The 24,307-nt window shown below is 60.3% G+C and carries 24 protein-coding genes; 12 read left to right on the top strand and 12 right to left on the bottom strand.

The window, feature by feature from the left end; all coding sequences use genetic code 11:
* Positions 1–174: 174 nt before the first annotated feature.
* Positions 175–1,254 carry a lytic murein transglycosylase B gene (mltB, locus tag HMPREF3096_RS26665; protein ID WP_012540785.1) on the bottom strand — a complete coding sequence of 360 codons (1,080 nt, stop codon included), beginning with the start codon at positions 1,252–1,254 and terminating at the stop codon, positions 175–177.
* Between the two features lie 277 nt (positions 1,255–1,531).
* On the opposite strand from mltB, the gene HMPREF3096_RS26660 reads away from it, so the two are divergent.
* The 7 genes from HMPREF3096_RS26660 (at position 1,532) to gutQ (ending at position 6,514) form a co-directional block, all read left to right on the top strand.
* Positions 1,532–2,095: a PTS glucitol/sorbitol transporter subunit IIC gene (locus HMPREF3096_RS26660; RefSeq protein ID WP_022065932.1), complete on the top strand. Its 564-nt coding sequence runs from the start codon at positions 1,532–1,534 to the stop codon at positions 2,093–2,095.
* Entirely contained in the window at positions 2,092–3,063 is a 972-nt protein-coding gene (locus tag HMPREF3096_RS26655) for a PTS glucitol/sorbitol transporter subunit IIB (RefSeq protein ID WP_008806159.1), read from the top strand. The genes HMPREF3096_RS26660 and HMPREF3096_RS26655 overlap by 4 nt, the downstream gene beginning before the upstream one ends.
* A gap of 13 nt (positions 3,064–3,076) precedes the next feature.
* Positions 3,077–3,439: a PTS glucitol/sorbitol transporter subunit IIA gene (gene srlB, locus HMPREF3096_RS26650; protein ID WP_008806160.1), complete on the top strand. Its 363-nt coding sequence runs from the start codon at positions 3,077–3,079 to the stop codon at positions 3,437–3,439.
* A 12-nt stretch (positions 3,440–3,451) separates the two neighbouring features.
* Positions 3,452–4,231 carry a sorbitol-6-phosphate dehydrogenase gene (gene srlD, locus HMPREF3096_RS26645; protein ID WP_008806161.1) on the top strand — a complete coding sequence of 260 codons (780 nt, stop codon included), beginning with the start codon at positions 3,452–3,454 and terminating at the stop codon, positions 4,229–4,231.
* 124 nt (positions 4,232–4,355) lie between these two features.
* Entirely contained in the window at positions 4,356–4,715 is a 360-nt protein-coding gene (gene gutM / locus HMPREF3096_RS26640; RefSeq protein WP_023298118.1) for a transcriptional regulator GutM, read from the top strand.
* Between the two features lie 67 nt (positions 4,716–4,782).
* Complete coding sequence (gene srlR / locus HMPREF3096_RS26635) at positions 4,783–5,556, top strand: glucitol operon DNA-binding transcriptional repressor SrlR (RefSeq protein WP_008806163.1); 774 nt, start codon at positions 4,783–4,785, stop codon at positions 5,554–5,556.
* Positions 5,549–6,514 carry an arabinose-5-phosphate isomerase GutQ gene (gene gutQ, locus HMPREF3096_RS26630; protein WP_023340646.1) on the top strand — a complete coding sequence of 322 codons (966 nt, stop codon included), beginning with the start codon at positions 5,549–5,551 and terminating at the stop codon, positions 6,512–6,514. Before srlR ends, gutQ begins: the two co-directional genes overlap by 8 nt.
* On the opposite strand, the gene norR is transcribed toward gutQ, so the two are convergent.
* Positions 6,477–8,027 (bottom strand): nitric oxide reductase transcriptional regulator NorR, encoded by a 1,551-nt coding sequence (gene norR / locus HMPREF3096_RS26625; protein ID WP_023340647.1) that lies wholly within the window; start codon positions 8,025–8,027, stop codon positions 6,477–6,479. The two genes, gutQ and norR, sit on opposite strands and share 38 nt — an antisense overlap.
* Positions 8,028–8,214: 187 nt before the next feature.
* On the opposite strand from norR, the gene norV reads away from it, so the two are divergent.
* Both norV and norW read left to right on the top strand, forming a co-directional pair.
* Positions 8,215–9,663, top strand: coding sequence for an anaerobic nitric oxide reductase flavorubredoxin (gene norV, locus HMPREF3096_RS26620; protein ID WP_032731130.1), 1,449 nt, complete (start codon positions 8,215–8,217; stop codon positions 9,661–9,663).
* On the top strand, positions 9,660–10,793 hold the full coding sequence (gene norW / locus HMPREF3096_RS26615; protein ID WP_032731131.1) for an NADH:flavorubredoxin reductase NorW: 1,134 nt from the start codon (positions 9,660–9,662) through the stop codon (positions 10,791–10,793). The genes norV and norW overlap by 4 nt, the downstream gene beginning before the upstream one ends.
* 96 nt (positions 10,794–10,889) lie before the next feature.
* On the opposite strand, the gene HMPREF3096_RS26610 is transcribed toward norW, so the two are convergent.
* The 4 genes from HMPREF3096_RS26610 to HMPREF3096_RS26595 all read right to left on the bottom strand — a co-directional run bounded on the left by HMPREF3096_RS26610 (position 10,890) and on the right by HMPREF3096_RS26595 (position 15,819).
* Entirely contained in the window at positions 10,890–11,903 is a 1,014-nt protein-coding gene (locus HMPREF3096_RS26610) for a HoxN/HupN/NixA family nickel/cobalt transporter (protein ID WP_008806172.1), read from the bottom strand.
* Positions 11,900–14,134, bottom strand: coding sequence for a carbamoyltransferase HypF (hypF, locus tag HMPREF3096_RS26605; RefSeq protein WP_032731133.1), 2,235 nt, complete (start codon positions 14,132–14,134; stop codon positions 11,900–11,902). Before hypF ends, HMPREF3096_RS26610 begins: the two co-directional genes overlap by 4 nt.
* Before the next feature lie 8 nt (positions 14,135–14,142).
* Positions 14,143–14,670: an electron transport protein HydN gene (gene hydN, locus HMPREF3096_RS26600; RefSeq protein WP_008806174.1), complete on the bottom strand. Its 528-nt coding sequence runs from the start codon at positions 14,668–14,670 to the stop codon at positions 14,143–14,145.
* Positions 14,671–14,805: 135 nt separating this feature from the next.
* Positions 14,806–15,819 carry a LacI family DNA-binding transcriptional regulator gene (locus HMPREF3096_RS26595; protein WP_032731134.1) on the bottom strand — a complete coding sequence of 338 codons (1,014 nt, stop codon included), beginning with the start codon at positions 15,817–15,819 and terminating at the stop codon, positions 14,806–14,808.
* Between the two features lie 267 nt (positions 15,820–16,086).
* On the opposite strand from HMPREF3096_RS26595, the gene ascF reads away from it, so the two are divergent.
* The 3 genes from ascF (at position 16,087) to HMPREF3096_RS26580 (ending at position 19,470) form a co-directional block, all read left to right on the top strand.
* A complete protein-coding gene (gene ascF / locus HMPREF3096_RS26590; RefSeq protein ID WP_012967363.1) occupies positions 16,087–17,529 on the top strand; it encodes a PTS cellobiose/arbutin/salicin transporter subunit IIBC in 1,443 nt (480 codons plus the stop codon).
* Positions 17,530–17,555: 26 nt separating this feature from the next.
* Positions 17,556–18,980, top strand: a complete 1,425-nt coding sequence (locus HMPREF3096_RS26585) for a 6-phospho-beta-glucosidase (RefSeq protein WP_008806177.1) — start codon at positions 17,556–17,558, stop codon at positions 18,978–18,980.
* A 181-nt stretch (positions 18,981–19,161) separates the two neighbouring features.
* Entirely contained in the window at positions 19,162–19,470 is a 309-nt protein-coding gene (locus HMPREF3096_RS26580; RefSeq protein WP_012967361.1) for a SymE family type I addiction module toxin, read from the top strand.
* Here the strand turns inward: HMPREF3096_RS26580 and hycI are convergent.
* Genes hycI through HMPREF3096_RS26550 form a run of 6 tightly spaced genes read right to left on the bottom strand, consistent with a single transcriptional unit; the run spans position 19,467 to position 24,305 of the window.
* Complete coding sequence (hycI, locus tag HMPREF3096_RS26575; RefSeq protein ID WP_008806179.1) at positions 19,467–19,937, bottom strand: hydrogenase maturation peptidase HycI; 471 nt, start codon at positions 19,935–19,937, stop codon at positions 19,467–19,469. The two genes, HMPREF3096_RS26580 and hycI, sit on opposite strands and share 4 nt — an antisense overlap.
* Positions 19,930–20,340 (bottom strand): formate hydrogenlyase maturation HycH family protein, encoded by a 411-nt coding sequence (locus HMPREF3096_RS26570; RefSeq protein WP_032731137.1) that lies wholly within the window; start codon positions 20,338–20,340, stop codon positions 19,930–19,932. The genes hycI and HMPREF3096_RS26570 overlap by 8 nt, the downstream gene beginning before the upstream one ends.
* The gene (locus HMPREF3096_RS26565; protein ID WP_002914891.1) at positions 20,337–21,104 is read right to left on the bottom strand and encodes an NADH-quinone oxidoreductase subunit B family protein; all 768 of its coding nucleotides are present in this window, start codon (positions 21,102–21,104) and stop codon (positions 20,337–20,339) included. The genes HMPREF3096_RS26570 and HMPREF3096_RS26565 overlap by 4 nt, the downstream gene beginning before the upstream one ends.
* A complete protein-coding gene (locus HMPREF3096_RS26560; protein WP_032731138.1) occupies positions 21,104–21,646 on the bottom strand; it encodes a formate hydrogenlyase complex iron-sulfur subunit in 543 nt (180 codons plus the stop codon). Before HMPREF3096_RS26560 ends, HMPREF3096_RS26565 begins: the two co-directional genes overlap by 1 nt.
* A gap of 9 nt (positions 21,647–21,655) precedes the next feature.
* A complete protein-coding gene (gene hycE, locus HMPREF3096_RS26555) occupies positions 21,656–23,365 on the bottom strand; it encodes a formate hydrogenlyase subunit HycE (protein ID WP_004151044.1) in 1,710 nt (569 codons plus the stop codon).
* Between the two features lie 16 nt (positions 23,366–23,381).
* Positions 23,382–24,305, bottom strand: a complete 924-nt coding sequence (locus HMPREF3096_RS26550) for a respiratory chain complex I subunit 1 family protein (protein ID WP_012967358.1) — start codon at positions 24,303–24,305, stop codon at positions 23,382–23,384.
* Positions 24,306–24,307 lie beyond the last annotated feature (2 nt).

Below are 24,307 nucleotides of genomic sequence, written 5' to 3'. Positions count from 1 at the left end.
ATGACGGCGTGTAACGTAGCCGCTGTGTTGCCGATGGGTGACAAGCTGTCATTGAACTCTCCCCTGGTCGCGCTGCGCTTACCGGGGCTACCAACCGGATACCAGACCGTAGCCCGGATAAGGCGCTACGCGCCGCTATCCGGGGAGGCGCGGAATCTGTCAGCCGGATGAAAATCAGTACCCGCCGCGGGCCTGCGAAACCGCCAGGCCCAGTTGCCAGACGGCCATCGCGTAGTGGGTGCTGTGGTTATAGCGGGTGATGGTGTAGAAGTTCGGCAGCCCGTACCAGTACTCATAGCCGGTGCCGACATCCAGCCGTAGCAGACTGGCCTGCTGATGGTTACCCAGCGGCTGGGTTGGGGTTAGCCCCGCCGCCGCCAGCTGCGACACGCTGTATTTGGTTTTGAAACCATTCTCCAGCCCCGGCGCCTGGCCCAGCGCCTGCACCGCCACCAGATCGCCGCTCACCCAGCCATGCTGTTTGAAGTAGTTGGCCACGCTGCCGATGGCATCCACCGGGTCCCACAGGTTGATATGGCCGTCACCGTTAAAATCGACCGCATACTGCTTATAGGAGGACGGCATAAACTGGCCGTAACCCATCGCCCCAGCGAAAGAGCCTTTCAGATCCAGCGGGTCGTCGCTTTCGCTGCGCGCCATTAACAGGAAGGTTTCCAGCTCCGAAGAGAAGTATTCGGCGCGGCGCGGGTAGCTAAATGACAAGGTCGCCAGCGCATCAAGGATGCGGGTTTTGCCCATCACCCGACCCCAGCGAGTCTCCACGCCGATAATGCCGACGATGATTTCCGGCGGCACGCCATAAACCTGATAAGCGCGGTTCAGCGCATCCTGATACTGGTTCCAGAACACCACGCCGTTCTGCACATTATCCGGGGTAATAAACTGTTTCTTGTAGCGCAGCCAGGCGCCGGTCGGCCCGGTCGGCGGCAGGCCGGTCGGCGCCTGACGATCCATCAGCCGCAGGACGTAATCCAGGCGCTTAGCCTGCGACAGGATCTCCTGCAGCTGCTGTCTGTCGAAGCCGTGCTTCGCCACCATCTTATCGATGAACTGCGCCGCCGCCGGATTGTTGGCGAAGTCGCCGCCCATCTGCATCACGTTATGCTGCGGTTCCAGCAAAAAGCCGCCGGTTCCACTCGCCATCTCCGTTTCCGCGGGGGTCTTGGGTTTGCTGCTGCAGGCAGCGAGGAGCACACAAAGGGGAAGTAAAGCCAGATAGCGACGCTTCAACATGGGAATTCCGTTTAACAAATTCAGCAAGGGATAATTATGGTAAAGCATGCGACGACCAACAAGAAAGCGACAATCCGTTTGTAGACAAAATAGTCCTTCACCGACCCCTTCCCGGCATGCTGTCATGCGCCTCATCATTTCATCCTTTCGCCCTTAAACTTTCAAAATAAAATATTTATCTTTCATTTTGCGATCTATTTAACACTTTAAAACCTTTCAAAATGATTAAAATCAGCCTGCAGTTAGCAAGAAAAATAACACGCTGAAGGAGAGAACAATGATTGACGTCGTTACCCACGGCGCGGAGTGGTTTATCGGCCTGTTTCAGAAAGGCGGCGAGGTATTTACCGGCATGGTGACCGGGATCCTCCCCTTACTGATCAGCCTGCTGGTGATCATGAACGCGCTGATCAACTTTATCGGCCAGCAGCGGATCGAAAAACTGGCGCAGCGCTGCGCCGGAAATCCGATCTCCCGCTATCTGCTGTTGCCCTGCATCGGCACCTTCGTTTTTTGTAACCCAATGACCTTAAGTCTCGGCCGCTTTATGCCAGAGAAGTACAAGCCCAGCTATTACGCGGCGGCGTCCTATAGCTGCCACTCGATGAACGGTCTCTTTCCACATATCAACCCCGGCGAGCTGTTTGTTTATCTCGGCATCGCCAACGGCCTCACCACGCTTGGCCTGCCGCTTGGTCCCCTGGCGGTGAGCTATCTGCTGGTTGGGCTGGTGACCAACTTCTTCCGCGGCTGGGTCACCGACCTGACCACCTCTATTTTCGAGAAAAAAATGGCGATTCAGCTTGCCCGGAAAGTGCATCTGTCAGGAGCGACATCATGACCCGCATTCGTATTGAGAAAGGCACCGGCGGCTGGGGCGGCCCGCTTGAGCTCGACGTCGTCGAGGGCAAAAAGATCGTCTATATCACCGCCGGCACCCGACCGGCGATCGTTGACCGCATCGCCAGCCTGACCGGCTGGCAGGCGGTTGATGGATTTAAAGAGGGTGAACCGGCGGAAAGCGAAATTGGCATCGCCATTATTGACTGCGGCGGCACCCTGCGCTGCGGCCTCTACCCGAAGCGCCGTATTCCGACCATCAACATCCACGCCACCGGTAAATCCGGGCCGCTGGCGCAGTATATCGTCGAAGATATTTACGTCTCCGGAGTAAAAGAAGAGAACATCAAACTGCTGGAAGATAGCGGCGAGACGGCAGCGCAACCACTCCCTGCCGCGGGCCGCGATTATGACGCCAGCAAAAAGATCACCGAACAGAGCGACGGCCTGCTGGCTAAGGTCGGGATGGGGATGGGATCGGTGGTGGCGGTGCTGTTCCAGGCCGGACGCGACACCATCGACACGGTGCTGAAAACCATTCTGCCGTTTATGGCCTTCGTCTCGGCGCTGATCGGCATCATCATGGCCTCCGGCATCGGCGACTGGATTGCCCATGGCCTGGCGCCGCTTGCCAGCCATCCGCTGGGGCTGGTGACCCTGGCGCTGATCTGCTCCTTCCCGCTGCTGTCGCCGTTTCTCGGCCCCGGCGCCGTTATCGCCCAGGTCATCGGCGTGCTGATCGGCGTCCAGATCGGCCTTGGCAACATTCCACCGCACCTCGCCCTGCCCGCGCTGTTTGCCATTAACGCCCAGGCCGCCTGCGATTTTATCCCGGTAGGCCTGTCGCTGGCCGAGGCCCGTCAGGATACCGTGCGCGTCGGCGTGCCGTCGGTGCTGGTCAGCCGCTTCCTCACCGGCGCGCCAACCGTGCTGATCGCGTGGTTCGTTTCCGGATTTATTTACCAGTAAGAGGTTCCTGAAGATGACCGTCATTTACCACACCACCATTACCCGCATCGGCGCCTGCGCGACGATGGCGCTGGAAGAGCAGATGCTGATCACCTTCCGCGAGGGCGCCCCGGCGGATATCGAAGAGTATTGCTTTATTCACAACCACGGCGAGCTTGCCGGCCCCCTGACGCCGGGCGCAGAGCTGCAGCTCGGCGACAGGCGTTATCCGGTGACCGCCGTCGGCGAGGTCGCCGAACAAAACCTGCGCGAGCTGGGCCACATCACCCTGCGCTTCGACGGCCATCGTGAAGCGGAGTTTCCCGGAACCGTTCACGTCGCCGGCCCGGTGCCGGATGCTATCGCGACCGGCTGCGTACTGAAATTTGTTGCTTAGAAGGAGAGAAAGATGAATCAGGTTGCTGTTGTCATTGGTGGCGGACAAACCTTAGGAGAGTTTCTGTGCCGCGGTCTGGCCGCCGAGGGGTACCGCGTGGCGGTGGTCGATATTCAAAGTGAAAAAGCCAGCCGCGTCGCCCAGGAGATCAACGCTGAATATGGCGAAGGCACGGCATACGGCTTCGGCGCCGACGCCACCAGCGAAGCCAGCGTCACTGCCCTGGCTCACGGGGTGGATGAGATTTTCACGCGCGTCGATCTGCTAGTGTACAGCGCCGGGATTGCCAAAGCGGCGTTTATTAGCGACTTCGCGCTGGGGGATTTCGACCGCTCGCTGCAGGTGAACCTGGTGGGCTATTTCCTCTGCGCCCGCGAGTTCTCGCGGCTGATGATCCGCGATGGCATTAAAGGTCGCATCATTCAGATCAACTCGAAGTCCGGCAAAGTGGGCAGTAAGCACAACTCCGGCTACAGCGCGGCGAAGTTCGGCGGCGTCGGGCTGACCCAGTCGCTGGCGCTGGATCTGGCGGAGTACGGTATTACCGTCCATTCGCTGATGCTCGGCAATCTGTTGAAATCGCCGATGTTCCAGTCGCTGCTGCCGCAGTATGCCACCAAGCTCGGCATTGATGAGAGCGAAGTCGAGCAGTACTACATCGATAAGGTGCCGTTGAAACGCGGCTGCGATTACCAGGATGTGCTGAACGTGTTGATGTTTTACGCCAGCCCGCAGGCGTCGTACTGCACCGGGCAGTCAATTAACGTTACCGGCGGCCAGGTGATGTTTTAAAAGGTTCCCGGATGGCGCTGCGCTTATCCGGGCTACAAAAATGTCGGTCGGGTCAGGCGCTAGCCGCCACCCGACAAAAAACGGTACCCGGGTTTTACCCGGTACCCCACCTTCAGGAGACATTATGGTTACCACATTAATCACCGTCGCCGCTATCGCCTGGCTGACTCAGCTGGCTTTCGGCGGCTGGCAAATTCGCCGCTTCAATCGCGCTTTTGATAGCCTTTGCCAGCAGGGCCGCGTTGGCGTCGGCCGTTCCTCCGGGCGCTTTAAACCACGCGCGATTGTCGCTATCGCCGTCGATGAAAACGATCGTATTTGCGATACGCTGTTGATGAAGGGTCTCACCGTCTTCGCCAGCCCGCAAAAAATCCCCACGCTTAGCGGTAAACATCTCAAGGAATTGCAGCCTGATGTGATCTTTCCCAATGATCCGCTCTGTCAGAATGCACTATCATTAGCGCTTAATCCGAAACATGCATAATTTCGTTGTGAAAGTTAATATCTTGCGAAATTATCACTTCGAAACTTAAACGCAGGATACAACGCCTATGAAACCACGTCAGCGCCAGGCAGCCATTCTCGAGCACCTGCAATCGCAGGGCAAATGCTCGGTCGAAGAGCTGGCGCAACACTTCGACACCACCGGCACCACTATCCGCAAGGATCTGGTGATTCTGGAGAATGCCGGGACCGTCATCCGCACCTACGGCGGCGTAGTGTTGAATAAAGACGAGGCCGACCCGCCTATCGACCACAAGACGCTGATCAACACCCACAAGAAAGCGCAGATTGCCGAGGCCGCCGTGCGCTACATCCACGATGGCGATTCAATCATCCTCGACGCCGGCAGCACCGTGCTGCAGATGGTGCCGCTGCTGAGCCGCTTCAATAACATCACGGTGATGACCAACAGCCTGCATATCGTCAACGCCCTTTCCGAGTTCGATAACGAGCAGACCATCCTGATGCCGGGTGGCACCTTCCGTAAAAAATCGGCTTCATTCCACGGCCAGCTGGCGGAAAACGCATTCGAACAATTCAGCTTCGACAAGCTGTTTATGGGCACCGACGGCATTGATCTGGTGGCGGGCGTCACCACCTTTAACGAGGTCTATACCGTCAGTAAGGCGATGTGTAACGCCGCCCGCGAAGTGATCCTGATGGCCGACTCATCCAAGTTTGGCCGTAAAAGTCCCAACATTGTCTGCGGCCTTGAACGCGTGGATAAATTGATTACCGATGCCGATATTGACCCTGAATTCCAGCGGGCGCTGGAAGCCAAAGGTATTGAAGTCATTATTACTGGAGAACATCATGAGTAACTTTTTGTTAGAGGCCGGACGCCAGACCCTGATGCTTGAGCTGCAGGAGGCGAGCCGCCTGCCGGAACGCCTGGGCGACGACTTCATCCGCGCGGCGGAAACCATCATCCACTGCGAGGGCAAACTGATTGTCTCCGGTATCGGTAAATCCGGCCACATCGGTAAAAAGCTGGCGGCAACCTTCGCCAGCACCGGCACCCCGGCCTTTTTCGTCCATCCGGCGGAAGCCCTGCACGGCGATCTCGGTATGCTCGATAGCCGCGACGTGATGCTGTTTATCTCCTACTCCGGTAGCGCAAAAGAGCTGGATCTCATCGTGCCGCGGCTGGAAGAGAAATCCATTCCTCTGCTGGCGATGACCGGCAAATCCACCTCGCCGCTGGCGCTGGCGGCGAAAGCGGTGCTGGATATCGCCGTGGAGCGCGAAGCCTGTCCGATGCATCTGGCGCCGACCTCCAGCACCGTTAACACCCTGATGCTGGGCGACGCGCTGGCGATGGCGGTGATGCAGGCGCGCGGTTTCAATGAAGAAGATTTCGCCCGTTCCCATCCGGCGGGCGCCCTCGGCGCGCGTCTGCTGAATAAGGTGCATCACCTGATGCGCCGCGACGAAGAAGTGCCGCGGGTCGATGCCGGGGCCAACGTCATGGACGCCATGCTTGAACTCAGCCGAACCGGGCTCGGCCTGGTGGCGGTATGCGATGAAACCAACCGCGTGCAGGGCGTTTTCACCGACGGCGACCTGCGCCGCTGGCTGGTTGCTGGCGGTACGCTCAACGATGGCGTGACTCAGGCGATGACCCGCAACGGCGTGACGCTGCAGGCGGAAAGCCGCGCGGTGGAAGCCAAAGAGCGGCTGATGAAACACAAAATCAGCGCCGCGCCGGTGGTGGATGAAAACGGCCAACTGGTCGGCGCCATCAACCTGCAGAATTTTTACCAGGCAGGGATCCTTTAAGCCCCAGACGTTTCGCCAGCCGATGCAGGTTGGCGACGTCCAGCTCCAGCGCACGGGCGGTCGCCGCCCAGTTGCGCTGGTTCGCCTCCAGCGCGCGGCTAATCGCTTCCCGCTGAAAAGAGTCGGTCGCCTCGCGCAGATTGACCTTCTCCATCGCAGGTACTGCTGCCGCCGTCTCAGTCGGTAACATCGGCGCCGTCACCGCAAACTGGAAATGCTGCGGCTCCAGCACCACTTCATCACCGGCCTGGGTGGCCCGCGCCAGCACCACCGCCCGGTGAATAGCATGCTCCAGTTCGCGCACGTTGCCCGGCCAGGACCACTGCTGCAGCCTGTTTCGCGCCGCTTCGCTGAGTATCACCCGCGCCAGCCCCATCCGCAGGCGGCACTGCTCACAGAAATAGCCCGCCAGCAGCACCACATCGCTGTCCCGCTCGCGTAGCGCCGGAACCGACAGCGGGAAGATGCTCAGCCGATGGTACAGGTCGGCGCGAAAGCGCCCTTCCACCACCTCCTGGCGTAGATCGCGGTTCGTCGCCGCCAGCACCCGCACATCGACCCGCAGACTGCGGTCATCGCCGACGCGCTGAATATCGCCATACTGCAGCACGCGCAGCAGCTTCGCCTGCAACGCCAGCGACAGTTCGCCAATTTCATCAAGGAACAGGGTGCCGTTATCAGCCATCTCAAATTTACCGCTGCGGTTGCTGATAGCCCCGGTAAACGCCCCTTTCACATGGCCAAACAGCTCGCTCTCCGCCACGCTTTCCGGCAGCGCCGCGCAGTTGAGATAGACCAGCGGATTGGCGGCTCGCGGAGAGCCCTGATGCACCGCCTTCGCCACCAGCTCTTTCCCGGTGCCGGTTTCGCCGCTGATCAGTACGTTTAGGTCCGAGGCGGCGACGATATCGATCTCTTTTTTCAGCTGCAGCATGGGCGCTGACAGGCCGATAATTTCCTGGCGCTCAGGTTGCGCATAATTGACCGGCTGCGCCGGCAACACGTTTTGCGCCTCAAGGCGGGCGATGAGCAGCGCGTTGTTCAGCGCGCCGGCCACCAGCGCGGCAATCAGCCGCAGCTCTTCATCGCTGAAGCTATCGAAACGGTCGGCATCCATACCATCAAGGGTCAGCGCGCCAATCAGCGTCTGCCCGGCAAACAGCGGCAGGCCAACGCAGGCGTGAACCTTCAGGCTCTCATGACCGGGGATCAGCCCGTCATAGGGGTCGGGCAAGTCGCTATCCGCCGGGAAGCGCACCACATCCCCGGCACGCGCAATCGCCTCAAGCCGCGGGTGTCCTTCCAGGGCAAAGCGCCGACCAAGCACATCCTGCGCCAGGCCATCGATCGCCAGCGGCACAAACTGATGCGCCTCATAGCGCAGCAGCGCCGAGGCATCGCAGCCGAGGATCTGCCGCAGGGTAGTAATCAGGCGCGAAAAGCGGTCGGTGTGACCAATATCGCTTTGTAAATCAATGGCGATTCTCGCCAGCTCGTCGACGGAAAAACTCATTGCCGCTCCATTGTCATTTTGACAACACGCATTGTCATATCGACTATTTTAGCTATTGTCATTTTGACAGCAACCAAAATCAGAAAAAATTAAAAATAGCTAATTATCAATGAATTAAAAAGTTGGCATGCAACTTGATATAAGCCAGTCAACTGAGTTTAAACACACTGTATTGATTGAGGTTGCTATGTCTATTGCGGTTAAAAATAACATTCTTTGGGTTGGCCAACGTGACTGGGAAGTGCGTGATTTCCACGGCACCGAATATAAAACGCTGCGCGGCAGCAGCTACAACAGCTATCTCATCCGCGAAGAGAAAAACGTGCTGATTGATACCGTCGATCATAAATTCAGCCGCGAGTTCGTGCAGAACCTGCGCAGCGAAATCGATCTGGCCGACCTCGACTATATCGTCATTAACCACGCCGAAGAGGACCATGCCGGCGCGCTGACTGAGCTGATGATGCAGATCCCGGATACGCCGATTTACTGCACCGCCAACGCCATCGACTCGATCAACGGCCACCATCATCATCCGGAGTGGAACTTCCACGTGGTGAAAACCGGCGATACTCTCGATATCGGTAATGGTAAACAGCTGATCTTCGTGGAAACGCCGATGCTGCACTGGCCTGACAGCATGATGACCTACCTGACCGGCGACGCGGTGCTGTTCAGCAACGACGCCTTCGGCCAGCACTACTGCGACGAACACCTGTTCAACGATGAAGTGGACCAGATTGAACTGTACGAACAGTGCCAACGCTACTACGCCAACATCCTGACGCCCTTCAGCCGCCTGGTGACGCCGAAAATTACTGAAATCCTCGGCTTCAACCTGCCGGTGGAGATGATTGCCACCTCCCACGGCGTGGTCTGGCGCGATAACCCGACGCAAATCGTCGAGAAATACCTCGAGTGGGCGGCGGATTATCAGGAAGATCGCATCACGATTTTCTACGACACCATGTCCAACAACACCCGTATGATGGCGGATGCTATCGCTCAGGGGATCACTGAAGTCGACCCGCGGGTAGCGGTAAAAATCTTCAACGTCGCCCGCAGCGACAAAAACGACATTCTCACCAATGTTTTCCGCTCGAAAGGCGTACTGGTGGGCACCTCCACCATGAACAACGTGATGATGCCGAAAATCGCCGGGTTGGTGGAAGAGATGACCGGGCTGCGTTTTCGCAATAAACGCGCCAGCGCCTTTGGCTCGCACGGCTGGAGCGGCGGCGCGGTAGACCGCCTCTCCACCCGCCTGCAGGATGCCGGCTTTGAGATGTCGCTGAGCCTGAAAGCCAAATGGCGCCCGGATATCGACGCGCTGGAATTGTGCCGCCAACACGGACGCGACATCGCCCGCCAGTGGGCCCTCTCTCCGCTGCCGGTTGCTGAAGCAGCGACAACGCCGGAACAACAGGACTGTGCCTGTGCCGCCGCCGCGGCCGCTGACCTCGGTCCCATGATGCAGTGCAGCGTGTGCCAGTGGGTCTATGACCCGGCGAAAGGCGAACCTAACCAGGATGTCCAGCCGGGTACGCCGTGGAGTGAAGTGCCGGACAATTTCCTCTGCCCTGAGTGTTCTCTTGGCAAAGATGTCTTTGACGTACTGGCGACGGAGGCAAAATGAGTGATGGCATCGTCATCATCGGCTCGGGCTTCGCGGCCCGACAGCTGGTGAAAAATATTCGTAAGCAGGATGCGCAAATCCCGCTGACCTTAATCGCCGCCGATAGCATGGATGAATACAACAAACCCGACCTCAGCCATGTCATCAGCCGCGGGCAGAAGGCCGACGATCTGACCCTGCAAAGCGCCGGCGAGTTCGCCGAGCAGTATAATCTGCGTCTGTTTCCCCATACCTGGGTGAGCGATATCGACGCCGAAAAACGGTTAGTGAAGAGCCAGGATAACCAGTGGCGCTATGACAAACTGGTGCTGGCCACCGGGGCGACGCCGTTTATCCCCCCGGTACCGGGACGCGAGCTGATGCTGACGCTGAACAGCCAGCGCGAATACGGCGCGGCGCAGAGCCAGCTGCACGACGCGAAGCGCGTGCTGATCGTCGGCGGCGGCCTGATTGGCTGCGAACTGGCGATGGATTTCTGCCGCGCCGGTAAAGCGGTAACGGTAGTCGATAACTCAGCCAGCGTGCTGGCGGCGCTGATGCCGCCGGAGGCCAGTAGCCGCCTGCAGCATCGGCTTACCGAGATGGGCGTACATCTGATGCTCAAGGCGCAGCTTGAGGGGTTAGAGCAAACCGCCGACGGCATTCGCGTCAGTCTCGACCGCCAGCGCGCGATAACCGTCGATGCGGTGGTGGCCGCCGCCGGCCTGCGCCCGGAAACGTCGCTGGCGCGCCATGCCGGATTGCAGATTAACCGCGGCGTGGAGGTCAATAACCAACTGCAAACCAGCGACCCGGCGATTTATGCGCTCGGCGACTGTGCGGAAATCAACGGTACGGTACTGCCGTTCCTGCAGCCGATTTTACTCAGCGCCATGTGCCTGAGTAAAAACCTGCTGGCGCAGGCGGGGGAACTCAAGCTGCCGCCAATGTTGGTGAAAGTGAAAACCCCGGATCTGCCGCTGCATCTGGCCGGCGACACCCGCCGCGACGATCTGACGTGGAATATCGTGGCCGCCAAAGAAGGGCTGGTGGCGAAAGGCCTGGATGCAGAGAATCAACTGCGTGCCTTTGTGGTCAGCGAAGACAAGATGAAAGAAGCCTTTGCGCTGCTCAAGCAACTGGTGAGTTGATGGTTTTCCCGGCTTGCGGCGTAAACGCCTTAGCCGGGCTACGGTATTGTCCTGGTAGCCCGGCTTAGCACAGCGCAAGCCGGGAAAATCTCCAGGTTAACGCGCCAGATTGTCGTAGCCGCGCCAGCGGTAGTTAAGCACCGACAGCGCCCAACAGGCGACAAACAACCCGACCACCACAAATCCGGCATCGCCAAGGTTATCGTTTAACATCCCCACCCAGCGCCATATCCCGCCACTGAGCGCAAACTTATCCATTAGCAGGCCCAGCGCTTCCAGGCCGCCGATAAACAGCGCCACCACCACCGAGGTGCCGGTGATGGTCATATTGTAATAAAGCTTGCGCTGCGGTTTGCTGAACGCCCAGCCGTAGGCGCCGACCATCAGCACGTTATCGAGGGTATCCACCAGCGCCATACCACTGGCGAACAGCGCCGGGAAGACCATAATCGACCAGACGGAAATCCCGCTCGACGCGCCGGCGGCGGAGATACCCAGCACGCCGATTTCGGTAGCGGTGTCAAAACCGAGGCCGAACAGGAAGCCGACCAGGTACATCTGCCAGCTGCGGCTGACCAGACGGAAGGTTTTGCCAAACAGCCAGCTCATCACCCCGCCGCCGCTGACGATTTCGTCGCTCACTTTCTCACCGCGCTTCCACGCCCGAAAGCTGCGCCACACGCTGCGTAAAATCACCAGGTTGATAAAAGCCATCGCCAGTAAAAACAGGGCCGACACGGCGGTGCCGATGACGCTACCGGTGTCATGCAGCCAGCTCATCTGCGCGCTGAAGGCCGTGGCGGTCGCGGCAATCGCCGCCGAGGCCAATACCACAATCGATGAGTGGCCCAGCGAGAACCAGGCCCCGACGGCGAAAGGCCGCCGCCCCTGCTGCATCATCTTCCGGGTCACGTTATCAATCGCCGCGATGTGGTCGGCATCCACCGCGTGGCGCAGACCGTAGCCCCAGGCCAGAAGGCTGGCGGCCATCAGCGCGCCGCTGTCGCCAAAGGCCTGCAGCGCCCAGCACCAGGCCAGTAAGTTCGCCGCGATCAACCCCAACACCAGTCCCGCAGCGCGCGGCTGCTGGCGTAAAACTGTCATTATCATTGTTGTGTTCCTTGAGCCTGCCCGCGGGCGGCGGCGATCACCGCCTGACCATATGCGATTGCGCCGTCGCCGGCCGGCAACTGCTGCGCAAACAGCAGAGTAAAATCCGCCAGATAAAAGGTCAATCGCGCCGCCAGCAAGCGGTTATGCAGCACCCCGCCGCTGCAGACCATCGTCTCGATACCGCGGGCAGTGGCGCAGTCGCGGGCCATCGCCGCCAGCCCACAGGCCAGGGCGTCATGGAAGGCCCAGGCTTTCTGCGCCGGGGTCGCCTGCCAGTTCAGCCACTGTCGCCAGAAGGTTGCTAAGTCCAGCACGTCGTCGCGCCACGGCAGCGTAACCGGGTGGCTGACGCCGGGGCAGCTGGCGGCCAGCGCCTCCAGCCGACAGGCTGCTTCGCCTTCATAGCTCAGGCTCTCCGGCGCACAATCCAGCGCACAGGCGACGGCATCAAACAGCCGTCCGCAGGACGAGGCGCGCGGCGCGTTAATGCCGCGATCGATGGCCTGCGCCAGCAGCGGCCAGTTGCGCTGGCGCAGGGGGGCGGTCTGCGGATAATCCTGCCAGTCAGGGACAAAGGCCAGGCACTGAGCCAGCAGATTTCGCCACGGCTGGCGCGCCGCCAGGTCACCGCCCGGCAGCGCGACGGCCGGCAACCCGCCAAGATGTTCGCACTGGCGATAGTTAACCCGCAGGCACTCCCCTCCCCACAGCGCGCCGTTCTCCCCCATGCCGATGCCGTCGAGGGTCAGGGCGATAACGTCGCCGCCGTCAAGCGGCCAGCGGTGCTCGGCCAGGCACGCCGCGGCATGAGCATGGTGATGCAGCACCGTCTCCACCGGCAGCGACAGGGACGCCGCCCACTGCGTTGAGCGATAGCCGGGGTGGGCATCAACCACCACCCGCTGCGGCACAAACGCGTAAATGCTTTGCATCAGCTGCAGGGTGCTGCGCCACTGCTGTTCAACGCCTTCCTCGCCAAGATCGCCAAAGTGCTGGCTCAGCACCGCTTCGCTGCCGCGCGCCAGGCAGAAGGTATTTTTCATATCCGCGCCGAGAGCCAGCAGCGGCGGGATGTCTCGTAGCCCCGGCGGCAGCGGCAGCGCATCCGGAACGTAGCCCCGGGCGCGGCGCAGCATTTCACCGCTTGACCGCACCAGCGAATCATCCATTCGCTGCAGGATGTCGCGATTATGCAAGAGAAAGCCGTCGGCAATGTCGGCTAAGTCGTTGAGCGCCTGAGCATTACTTAACGCCGGCGGACGGCCGCTAAGGTTGCCGGAGGTCATGACGATGGGGCGCGCCAGGGCCTGCAGAAGCAAATGCTGCAGCGGATTAGACGGCAGCATCACCCCTACTTCCGCAAGTCCTGGCGCAATCTCGTCACACAGGCCGGAGACCTGCGCTTTAGCAATCAGTACGATGGGCGCCGCCGGGGAGCCCATCAGCGCCGCGGCGTCGGCGGGTAAGCCCGCCGCTGACGGCAACATCACCGCCAGCGGTTTCGCCGGACGGTGTTTCCTCGCCCGCAGCGTGGCAACGGCAGCGGGATTACCGGCATCGCAGGCCAGATGAAAGCCGCCGATGCCTTTTATCGCCACGATGTCGCCTGCCGCCAGCCGCGTGATGGCCGCCTGCAGCGCCGCCTCGCTGTTCAGCGTTTCCCCCTCTGCCCGCCATTCCAGCCGCGGTCCGCAGTCGGGGCAGGCCACCGGCTGGGCGTGAAAACGGCGATCCGCAGGATCGCGGAACTCCGCCTCACAAGGGGAACAGAGCGGGAACGGCGCCATTGCGGTGAAAGGCCGGTCGTAGGGCATGGCGCGGATAATGGTTAACCGCGGCCCGCAGTGGGTGCAGTTGATAAAGGGGTAGCGGTAGCGGCGCGCCCGGGGATCGTTCATCTCCGCGAGGCACGCCGGACAGGTCGCGGCATCGGGCACGATCTGAGTGCGCATGCATCCCGCCCCGCTCTCGCGGATGGTGAAATCCTGCGGCGTGGCCGTCCAGCAATAAGGGGTGCAGTCGGTGCTGTCGATACGCGCCAGCGGCGGGCAGTGGTCAGCCAGAGCGGCAGTAAAACCATCGTCGCCCCCGGCCAGCCGCACCAGGACGCCGTCACCGTCATTACAGACATCGCCGCAGCGGGCCTGCCTCCGGGCCAGCTGCCAGACAAAGGGGCGGAACCCCACCCCCTGCACTTTACCGCGAATGCGGATTTGCACCCCGTTCATGCCACGACTTACCAGGCCAGCGCCGTACGGCGACGTTTCTCGATATTCATCTGCTCCAGCTTGTTGCGGTCAACGCACACCAGGGCGTGCGTCGGGCAGACTTCCATGCAGGCCGGGCCGCTCTCGCGGTGGAAGCAGAGGTCGCACTTGTTGGCTTCGGCTTTTTCCGCCACGACGTTCAGTCCGGCACCGCTATGGCGGATCACCGGGCGCACCACCACCTCCATCGCCCCGTACGGGCAGGCAACAACGCAGGTTTTGCAGCCGATGCAGCGCTCCTGCATCACATGGACAAAGCCTTTATCGCGGCTGATGGCGCCGTTCGGGCAGACGTTGGCGCAGGGGGCGTCTTCACACTGACGGCAGGCGGTCGCCGTGGAGACATTGACCCCTTTGATCACGTGAATACGCGGTTGAAAGGTGTGAGGCGTCAGGGCGGCGCAATCCTGATGTTCCTGATGGGACACCACGCAGGCCACTTCGCAAGTGCGACAGCCGATACATTTGCTCGCATCGGCGATAATGAAACGGTTCATCCATTTCTCCAGCAGTAAGAAGGTTAGGCGCCGGAGTATGCATAATACGTTCCAGTTTTTATGTCATTGATAGTTAAGAGAATTAAATCGAACATTTGCTGTCATCGTCAGTAGTGACGATGACAGCTGACGACGTCAGGCACAGGGACCCGCCACCAGTGAATCACGCTCAATTAGCGCCCCGGGGAAGCTCTGCTGAAAGTTGAATTCCCCACCATCCAGCATAAATATCAGCCGATTGATGCTCTCTTTAATCATCTCCGTCACCGGTACCCGAACGCTGGCGAGCGACGGCACCATATACGGCGCCAGCACAATATCGTCAAACCCCACCACCGAGACCTGCTCCGGAACCTTAACGCCCAGCTGGTGAAGCTGCTTCATCGCTCCGATCGCCATATTGTCATTGCTCGCCACCAGCGCGCTGTAGGTCACCCCGCGCTGACGCAGGATCTCCACCGCCGCCGCGCCGGTTTCCGGCGTCCAGCGCCCCTCCGCGATGAGCGCCTCGTTCAGGGCGATGCCATGGCCAGCCAGCGCGTCTTTGTAGCCGGCAAGGCGTTCGACGCCGGTGGGTGAGTCAAGGGAGCCGGTAATAAAGGAGATATCGCGATGGCCAAGCGCAATCAGCCGCTCCACCACCCGCATCGCCGAGGCTTTTTGATCGGACCAGACACAGTGGCTGGCGTGGCGACGCAGGCGGCGGTTAAGCACCATGATCGGCTGCGAGTGGTTCTCAACGATCTCGTCCATCTCGTCAACGGTGAGAAAGCGCGGGTAGATGATGATCGCATCGCAGCGCAGGTCCAGCAGGTACTGGATCGCCTCCCGCTCCTCTTGCGCGCTGTGCTTGCCGTCGGCCAGGATCAGCTGTCGTCCCTTGTCTTCCGTCATCCGCGCCACGTGATACAGCAGCTCGCTGAAATAGACGCCGTGGTACAGGGTGTTGGTCACCACCAGGCCCAGGGTTTGCGTCGTTTTGGTCGCCAGGTTGCGCGCCAGCAGATTAGGCCGATAGCCGCTCTCCGCCACTGCCTTAAACACCCGGTCTTTGGTCTCCTGACTGACATAGCCGTTGCCCGACAGTACCCGCGAAACGGTTGCCTTCGATACCCCCGCGCGCTTTGCGACCTCCAGCATCGTTGCCATGTGATTCTTCCTGTTGCAAAAGTTGCAGGCAGTGTACTGCACGTTTCCCGCTTTTACAGCATTCCCCTGTTCACCACCGCGATCCGGCTCACGGCGACGCTTCGCGATCAAAATCACAAAATTGAGATCATCTTTTTTTATTTCTTGTGCAATCAAATGAAACTCAACATGATTTTGTGGAACCGGTTTCCTATATAAACATGGTATCGCCCGGCGATGCGGCGCGGTAGCAGATCAGTACCCTATTGATAAACAGGATAAAATCCGATGTCGAAAAATTATGCAGCCCTGGCGCAACAGATAGTCGCGGCAATCGGCGGAGTCGATAACGTCGCCGCCGTGACCCACTGCATGACCCGTCTGCGCTTCGTGGTCAAAGACGACGAAAAGGTCGATAGCCCCACCCTGAAAGGCCTGACCGGGGTACTCGGCGTTGTGCGCAGCGATAACCAATGCCAGGTGATCATCGGCAATACCGTTTCCCAGGCCTACCGCGAGGTCGTGAATCTGCTGCCTGGCGACCTGCGCCCGGCTGAGCCGCAGGGCAAAGCGCCGCTAACCCTGAAACGCATCGGCGCCGGGATCCTTGACGCGCTGATCGGCACCATGTCGCCGCTGATCCCGGCGATTATCGGCGGATCGATGGTCAAGCTGCTGGCAATGATCCTTGAGATGAGCGGCGCGCTGCCGAAAGGCTCGCCGACGCTGACACTTCTGGCGCTTATCGGCGATGGCGCATTTTTCTTCCTGCCGCTGATGGTGGCCGCCTCCGCGGCGGTGAAATTCAAAACCAATATGTCGCTGGCTATCGCCATCGCCGGGGTGCTGGTGCATCCCGGGTTTATCGAATTGATGGCCAAAGCCGCCCAGGGCGAACACGTTGAATTTGCCTTTATTCCGGTTACCGCGGTGAAATACACCTACACGGTGATCCCGGCGCTGGTGATGACCTGGTGCCTGTCGTATATCGAGCGCTGGGTAGATCGCATTACCCCGGCGGTGACGAAAAACTTCCTTAAGCCGATGCTGATCGTGCTGATCGCCGCCCCGCTGGCGATCCTGCTGATTGGCCCGCTGGGCATCTGGATCGGTAGCGCCATTTCCGCGCTGGTGTATACGATCCACAGCTATCTCGGCTGGCTGTCGGTGGCGATCATGGGCGGGCTGTGGCCACTGCTGGTGATGACCGGGATGCACCGCGTCTTTACGCCAACCATCATTCAGACCATCGCCGAAACCGGCAAAGAGGGCATGGTGATGCCATCGGAGATCGGCGCCAACCTGTCGCTGGGCGGATCGTCGCTGGCGGTGGCGTGGAAAACCAAAAACCCGGAGCTGCGCCAGACGGCGCTGGCCGCCGCGGCATCGGCGATTCTGGCCGGGATTTCCGAACCGGCGCTGTACGGCGTGGCGGTGCGCCTGAAGCGCCCGCTGATCGCCAGCTTAATCAGCGGCTTTATCTGCGGCGCGGTGGCAGGAATCGCCGGTCTGGCCAGCCATTCAATGGCGGCGCCAGGGCTGTTTACCAGCGTGCAGTTTTTCGATCCAGCCAATCCGATGACTATCGTCTGGGTATTTGGCGTGATGGCGCTGTCGGTGGTGCTGTCGTTTGCCCTGACGCTGATCCTCGGCTTTGAAGATATTCCCGTTGAACAGGCCGCTGCCGACGCCAGAGCGCGCCAGGCCCGGGCCCAGGCATCCCACGCCTGAACACACAATTGATAATGAGGTAATGCATGGCGAGTTTCCCACAGGGATTTTTATGGGGCGGCGCACTGGCCGCCAACCAGTCTGAAGGCGCTTATCTTGAAGGCGGTAAGGGGCTGACCACCGTGGATACCCTCCCCCACGGCGCTCACCGCCTGCCGGTAAAATTAGGCCTGGAGAAGCGCTTTACGCTGCGTGAAGACGAATTTTACCCCAGCCATGAGGCGATCGATTTTTACCATCGCTATAAAGAAGATGTTGCCCTGATGGCCGAGATGGGGTTCAGCGTCTTTCGCACCTCCATCGCCTGGAGCCGACTGTTCCCGCGCGGCGACGAGCAACAGCCGAATCCGCAGGGCATCGCCTTCTACCGCTCACTATTTGAGGAGTGCAAAAAGCACGGTATCGAGCCGCTGGTCACGCTGTGTCATTTCGACGTGCCGATGCATCTGGTGATGGAGTACGGCTCCTGGCGCAACCGCAAAATGGTGGATTTTTTCAGCCACTACGCCCGCACCTGCTTTGAAGCTTTTGACGGTCTGGTGAAATACTGGCTCACCTTCAATGAAATCAACATCATGCTGCACAGCCCCTACTCCGGCGCCGGTCTGGTGTTTGAAGAGGGTGAAAACCAGGAGCAGGTGAAGTACCAGGCCGCGCATCACGAGCTGGTGGCCAGCGCGCTGGCGACAAAAATCGCTCATGAGATTAACCCGCAAAATCAGGTCGGCTGCATGCTGGCGGGCGGCAATTTCTATCCTTACTCCTGCAAGCCGGAAGATGTGTGGATGGCGCTGGAGAAGGACCGCGAAAATCTGTTCTTTATCGACGTCCAGGCGCGCGGCGCCTATCCGGTGTGGGCCGCGCGGGTGTTCCGGGAAAAAGGGGTCACGATTGCGAAACAGCCGGGCGATGACGAGATCCTCAAAAACACCGTCGATTTCGTCTCCTTTAGCTACTATGCGTCGCGCTGCGCCTCGGCGGAGATGAACGCCAGCAACACCAATGCCGCCAATATCGTCAAGTCGCTGAAGAACCCGCACATCCCGGCCAGCGAATGGGGCTGGGGCATCGACCCGCTGGGCCTGCGCATCACCATGAACATGATGTACGACCGCTATCAGAAACCGCTGTTCCTGGTGGAAAACGGGCTTGGCGCCCGCGATGAGATCGATGCCAATGGCGACATCAATGACGACTATCGCATCAGCTACCTGCGCGAGCACATCAGGGCAATGCGCGACGCTATCGGCGACGGTATTCCGGTGCTGGGCTACACCAGCTGGGGCTGCATCGATCTGGTCTCGGCGTCAACCGGCGAGATGAGCAAGCGCTACGGCTTTGTCTATGTCGATCGCGACGATGCCGGCAACGGCACCCTGGCGCGTAAGCGTAAAAAGTCATTCTTCTGGTACCAGAAGGTGATAGCCAGCAACGGCGCCGATCTCGACTAAGCGTCCTCGCCCACGCGCGCCCATTCCCCGCGATAAACGGGGGACGGGCGTCTGCTTTCTGTTGCATCTATTACATGCTTTTTTCTCGAGCCTGATTCCAGTTTCTGGTTTGCCTCCTGTTCACAATAACTGGTATTTTATCCAGTACTTTTACAGGGGTATCTTCAGCAAGGAGCACATCATGAGCGCACAGCACACTACCGCAGCCAGAGGGATAGCCAGGGCCATTCGCCAGTTAACCGTGGGATATGTCAGAAAACGCCATGAAGACCGCAAAACGCGGGAGACGCGGCGCTACACCCGCCACGCAGCCCTGAACCTGAACGGCGACTGGCTGGAGCAGGCGGGGTTTCCGGTCGGCACGCAGGTCAGAGTCTCGGTGTCGCCCGGGAAATTAGTGATAGAGAATCTTGAGCTGGCGCCGCCGGGAACGGGGCTCCCGGCAGGTCAGTCGTGCGCCGGCGGAGAGCCCGGTTCGCCGCTGGGTTAATCGTCTTCAGCCTCCAGCCGGGCAAAGCCGCCCTGGCCCTGCCAGTCTGCCAGCTGCTGGTACACCCGGGCAACGGCCTCTTTTACCGGCTGGGTCATCGGATAATAAAAACCGACGATATCCGGCTGAATGCCGAGGAAAATCACCTCGCCGACGTCCTCTTTCAACTGATCGACCAGATAGTTGAGCGGCATGTTATGGGTGGTCATCATAAACATCTCGGCGATGTCGTCGGGGTCGATGACGCGAATGTCGCCGGGGTTGAGGCCCATATCGGTGGCATCGACAATCAGCAGGCGTTCGGGGCGTAATTCGCGGATCGCCACGATGTCGTTTTCCGGCGCGCTGCCGCCGTCGATGACCACCCACTGGCCGGCCGGGTTCGCCGCGCACATCTCCGCCAGCAGCGGGCCGGCGCCGTCGTCGCCCATCATGCTGTTGCCAACACAGAGTAAAACGTCAGTCACGTAATCTCCTCACCATCAGGTAGATGGCGCTCTCCTGGTGAATATCATGCAGCATGCTGAGCAGGGTTTTGCTCCACGCCTGCTGCTGCGGGGTCTGCGCGGACTGCGCTTTATCAAAGGCGTTGGCCAGCATCGCCACATGGCTGCTGTCGATGACGATTTCGCCATACTTCGGCACGCCCTCCATTTTGCGCCGCGCGGCGCTCCCGGCCTCAAGGGTGGCGATCCATGCCAGATACGCCTCCCACGGGCAGCTCAGCGCCGCCTCAAGACAGTCGATGACGCCGAGGTGGTGGCCAATCGCCAGGCTGTAATAGACCACCTGCTGCGCCTGATCCGGCGTGGCGTCGTTCTCATCAATAAATTTACGGCTCAGCTGACTGAACACCACCGTCTCGCTCATCGGATACGCGCCCCCTCGACCACCTGGTTGAGATGGGTGACGATCTCGGTCAGACGCGGATCTTTCTCCGCCTCCAGCCAGCGCAGCACCTGGCTGTCGCCCTGGCCGAGCAGACGCATATAGTCGTCAGCAATCTGCCGGCCATAGCGATAGCCCGCCAGACGCCGCGCTTCGCGATCGATGCGCACCCGCAGGGGCTGCACCATATCGGCATGCAGCAGCTCGGTCGGCTGTTCGTCGAGTTCGCCTGGCAGACGAGCATGGATTTTCTGCTCCAGCAGGCCGAGCGCCATGGCGAAGCCGTACAGGGTGGCGGCGGGCGTCGGCGGGCAGCCCGGAATATAGACATCGACCGGTACGATTTTATCGGTACCGCCCCAGACACAGTACAGGTCGTGGAAGATGCCGCCGCTGTTGCCGCAGGCGCCGTAGGAGATACAGATCTTCGGATCCGGCGCCGACTGCCAGGCGCGCAGCGCCGGGGAGCGCATGGCGCGGGTCACCGCCCCGGTAAACAGCAGGATATCGGCATGGCGCGGCGAAGGCACCACCTTGATCCCGAAGCGTTCAGCGTCGAACAGCGGCGAAAGGGTGGCGAAGATTTCAATTTCGCAACCGTTGCAGCCGCCGCAGTCGACGCGGTAGACGTAGGCCGAACGTTTAATTTTCTTCAGCAGCGAGGCCTTCATGCTGGCGATGGATTCATCCACCGTCATCGGCACGGGAATGCCGTTTTCATCGCGCGGGCCAAGTAAAGTACTCATCAGCTGGCCTCCCTCATATGGCGGGTCAGTTCAATACGATCGGACGGCACCAGGCATTTCTGGCGCTTGCATTCCGGGCAGGTTTCGAAGCTTTCACGGTGCAGCTCGGCGCGGGTATCGCCGTTATGCTTGAGCAGCGCGATGGCGTAGTCGATCTCTTTCTGCACCGCGAACGGACGCTGGCACTCCCGGCAGTGGCAGATAGCGAAGCGCGACTGCTGGAGGAAATCCTCTTTCTTCCACACCGCCAGCTCATACTCCGGCGACAGCTTAATCGCCGCCGTCGGGCACACCTCTTCACAGCGGCCGCAGAAGATGCAGCGCCCGAGGTTAAACTGCCACGCCAGCTGTTTAGTGGTCAGATCGGTCTCGACCGTCAGGGCGTTCGACGGGCAGGCGTTCACGCAGGCCGCGCAGCCGATACACTGCTGCGGCGTATGCTCCGGCTTGCCGCGAAAGTTTTTGTCTACCGGCATCGGCTCCAGCGGGTAGGCGTGCGTCGCGGTGCCGGTCTTAATAACTTTTTTAATAAAGGTAAACATGGCGATTCCTTATTTCAGCGGCGAGTTTTTACGCTCGATGCTGTAGCGCTCCAGCTCTTTGTACGGCACCACTTTGCTCTTCTTCTTGCGTACGTCGACAACGGTCATGCGGTCGGTACAGGAGTAGCACGGGTCGAGGCTGCCGATGATCAGCGGCGCATCGGAAACGGTGTTGCCGCGCAGCATATAGCGCAGGGTCGGCCAGTTGGCATAGGTCGCCGCCCGGCAGCGCCAGCGGTACAGTTTCTGGTTGTCGCCGGTCATGCTCCAGTGGATATCGTCGCCGCGCGGCGCCTCGGAGAAGCCCAGTGCGAAGCGGTGCGGAATATAGGTGAACCCTTCCACCATCAGCGGGCCGCCCGGCAGGTTATCGAGACCGAAATCAATCATATTCAGCGCGGTATAAACCTCGTTGATCCGCACCTTGAGGCGAGATATTACGTCGCAACCCTGCTCGCTGTGGACTTCCATCGGCAGCAGGCCGTAGCCGACAAACGGGTGGTCGGCGCGGGTGTCGCGGGCGTGGCCGCTGGCGCGCACCATCGGGCCGACGTTACTAAAGTCGCGGGCGATTTCCGGATCCAGACGGCCAATACCGACGGTACGCTGTTCCATATTCGGCGTGCTGAGCAGCATATCCACCAGTTCCTGCACGTCGCGGCGCATCTGCTGCGCCAGCTGACGGGTCTGGATCATGTCCTCTTTCAGCAGGTCGCGGCGGATCCCGCCGATCAGGTTCAGGCCGTAGGTTTTACGCGCGCCGGTGAGAATTTCCGCCATCTTCATTGAGGTTTCGCGCACGCGGAAGAACTGCATAAAGCCGGAGTCAAAGCCGGTAAAGTGGCAGGCCAGACCGAGGTTCAGCAGGTGCGAGTGCAGGCGTTCCACCTCCAGCAGAATGGCGCGGATCATCTGCGCCCGCTCCGGCACCACGATGCCCATCGCGTTCTCCACCGAGGTGGTGTAAGCGGTACTGTGGGCGAAGCCGCAGATGCCGCACACCCGGTCCGACAGGAAGGTCACTTCGTTATAGCCCATGCGGGTTTCCGCCAGCTTTTCCATCCCGCGATGGACGTAGAACAGGCGGTAGTCGGCATCGATAATGTTCTCGCCGTCAACGAACAGGCGGAAGTGGCCAGGTTCATCAGAGGTGACGTGCAGCGGGCCGATCGGCACCACGTTGTTTTTCTTGCTGCCGAGCTCGTTAATGAACTCGTAGGTTTCGGCGTCGGTGGTCGGCGCCGGACGCTGGCGATAGTCCATGCTGTCTTTGCGCAGCGGATAGAGTTCGTCCGGCCAGTCGTCCGGTAGCACCAGACGACGTTCGTCCGGCAGGCCGACCGGCACCAGGCCGTACATATCGCGCACTTCGCGCTCGCCCCACACCGCCGCCGGGACGCGCGGCGTCACCGACGGGTATTCCGGTTTGTTGGCGTCCACTTCCACACGCACGGTGATCCAGCATTTGGTGCCCTGCTCCATCGACAGCACGTAATAGACCGCGTAGTGGCCGTTGAGCTTACGTTCATCGTTGCCGAACAGCACCGACAGCCAGCCACCCTGCTGGTAGTAGAGAAACTCCACCACTTCCGGCAGGTAGTTGACCTTCACGGTGATAGTTAACTGGTCTTTGGTCTGCCAGGCTTCGTCCAGCACCACGCCCGGAAAGGCCTGGTGCAGCGCCGCAAGATAGTGTTGACCGATTTTTTCTTCAGACATGCTCAAACTCTCTTAATCACGCCACCAGCAAGGAGACGAAAGCTAAAAAGGCAAAACCAAACCCGGCCCAGGTGACGCGGGAGGTGGCACAAAAACGCAGACGCGCCATGCTGTTTTCAAACAACGCGATAATCAGCACCCCGACCACCAGCTTGACGATGGCGACCACCAGCGCCAATAGCAGGCCGCCGACGCTGAAGCTGGTCATCTGACCCCACGGGAAAAAGACCCCGACAAACATCTGCAGCACCACCAGCTGTTTGAGGCTGATGCCCCACTTCAGGATGCCAAAGCCGCTGCCGCTGTATTCCGACAGGGGGCCCTCCTGCAGCTCCTGCTCTGCTTCCGCCAGATCGAACGGCAGTTTGCCCATCTCAATAAAGGTGGCGAAGGCGCAGGCGCACAGCGCCAGAATCAGTGGAATGCTGCGCGCCGCCGGCCAGTGGTAAAGGGTATCGGTGATGGTGCTGATATGGGTCGAGCCGGCGACCTGCGCCGCCACCCACAGGCCCAGCAGCAGGATCGGCTCCACCAGCACGCCGAGCATCGCTTCGCGACTGCTGCCCAGCGCGGTAAACGGGCTGCCGGTGTCCAGACCAGAAATGGCAAAGAAGAAACGGGCGATGGCGAACAGGTAGATCAGGGTGATGAGATCCCCGAGCACCGGCAGCGGAGAGTCCACCGTCACCACCGGCAGCGCGGTGGCGATGGTCAGCATCACGCCCACCATGACGTACGGCGTCAGGCGAAACACCCAGCCCGAGGCGTCAGGGCCCACGCTCTGGCGGCTCAGCAGTTTCAGGATATCGCGATACTCCTGCAGTACCCCCGGTCCACGGCGGTTATGCAGCCGCGCGCGGGCGACGCGAACGATCCCGGACAACAGCGGCGCGACGGCAAACAGCACCAGCGCCTGTAGCAATGCAATTAACAGACTCATTC

The organism is Klebsiella sp. HMSC25G12, from assembly GCF_001807705.1.
GTDB classification, from domain to species: domain Bacteria; phylum Pseudomonadota; class Gammaproteobacteria; order Enterobacterales; family Enterobacteriaceae; genus Klebsiella; species Klebsiella variicola.
This window is presented reverse-complemented; position numbering and strand designations above follow the sequence as displayed.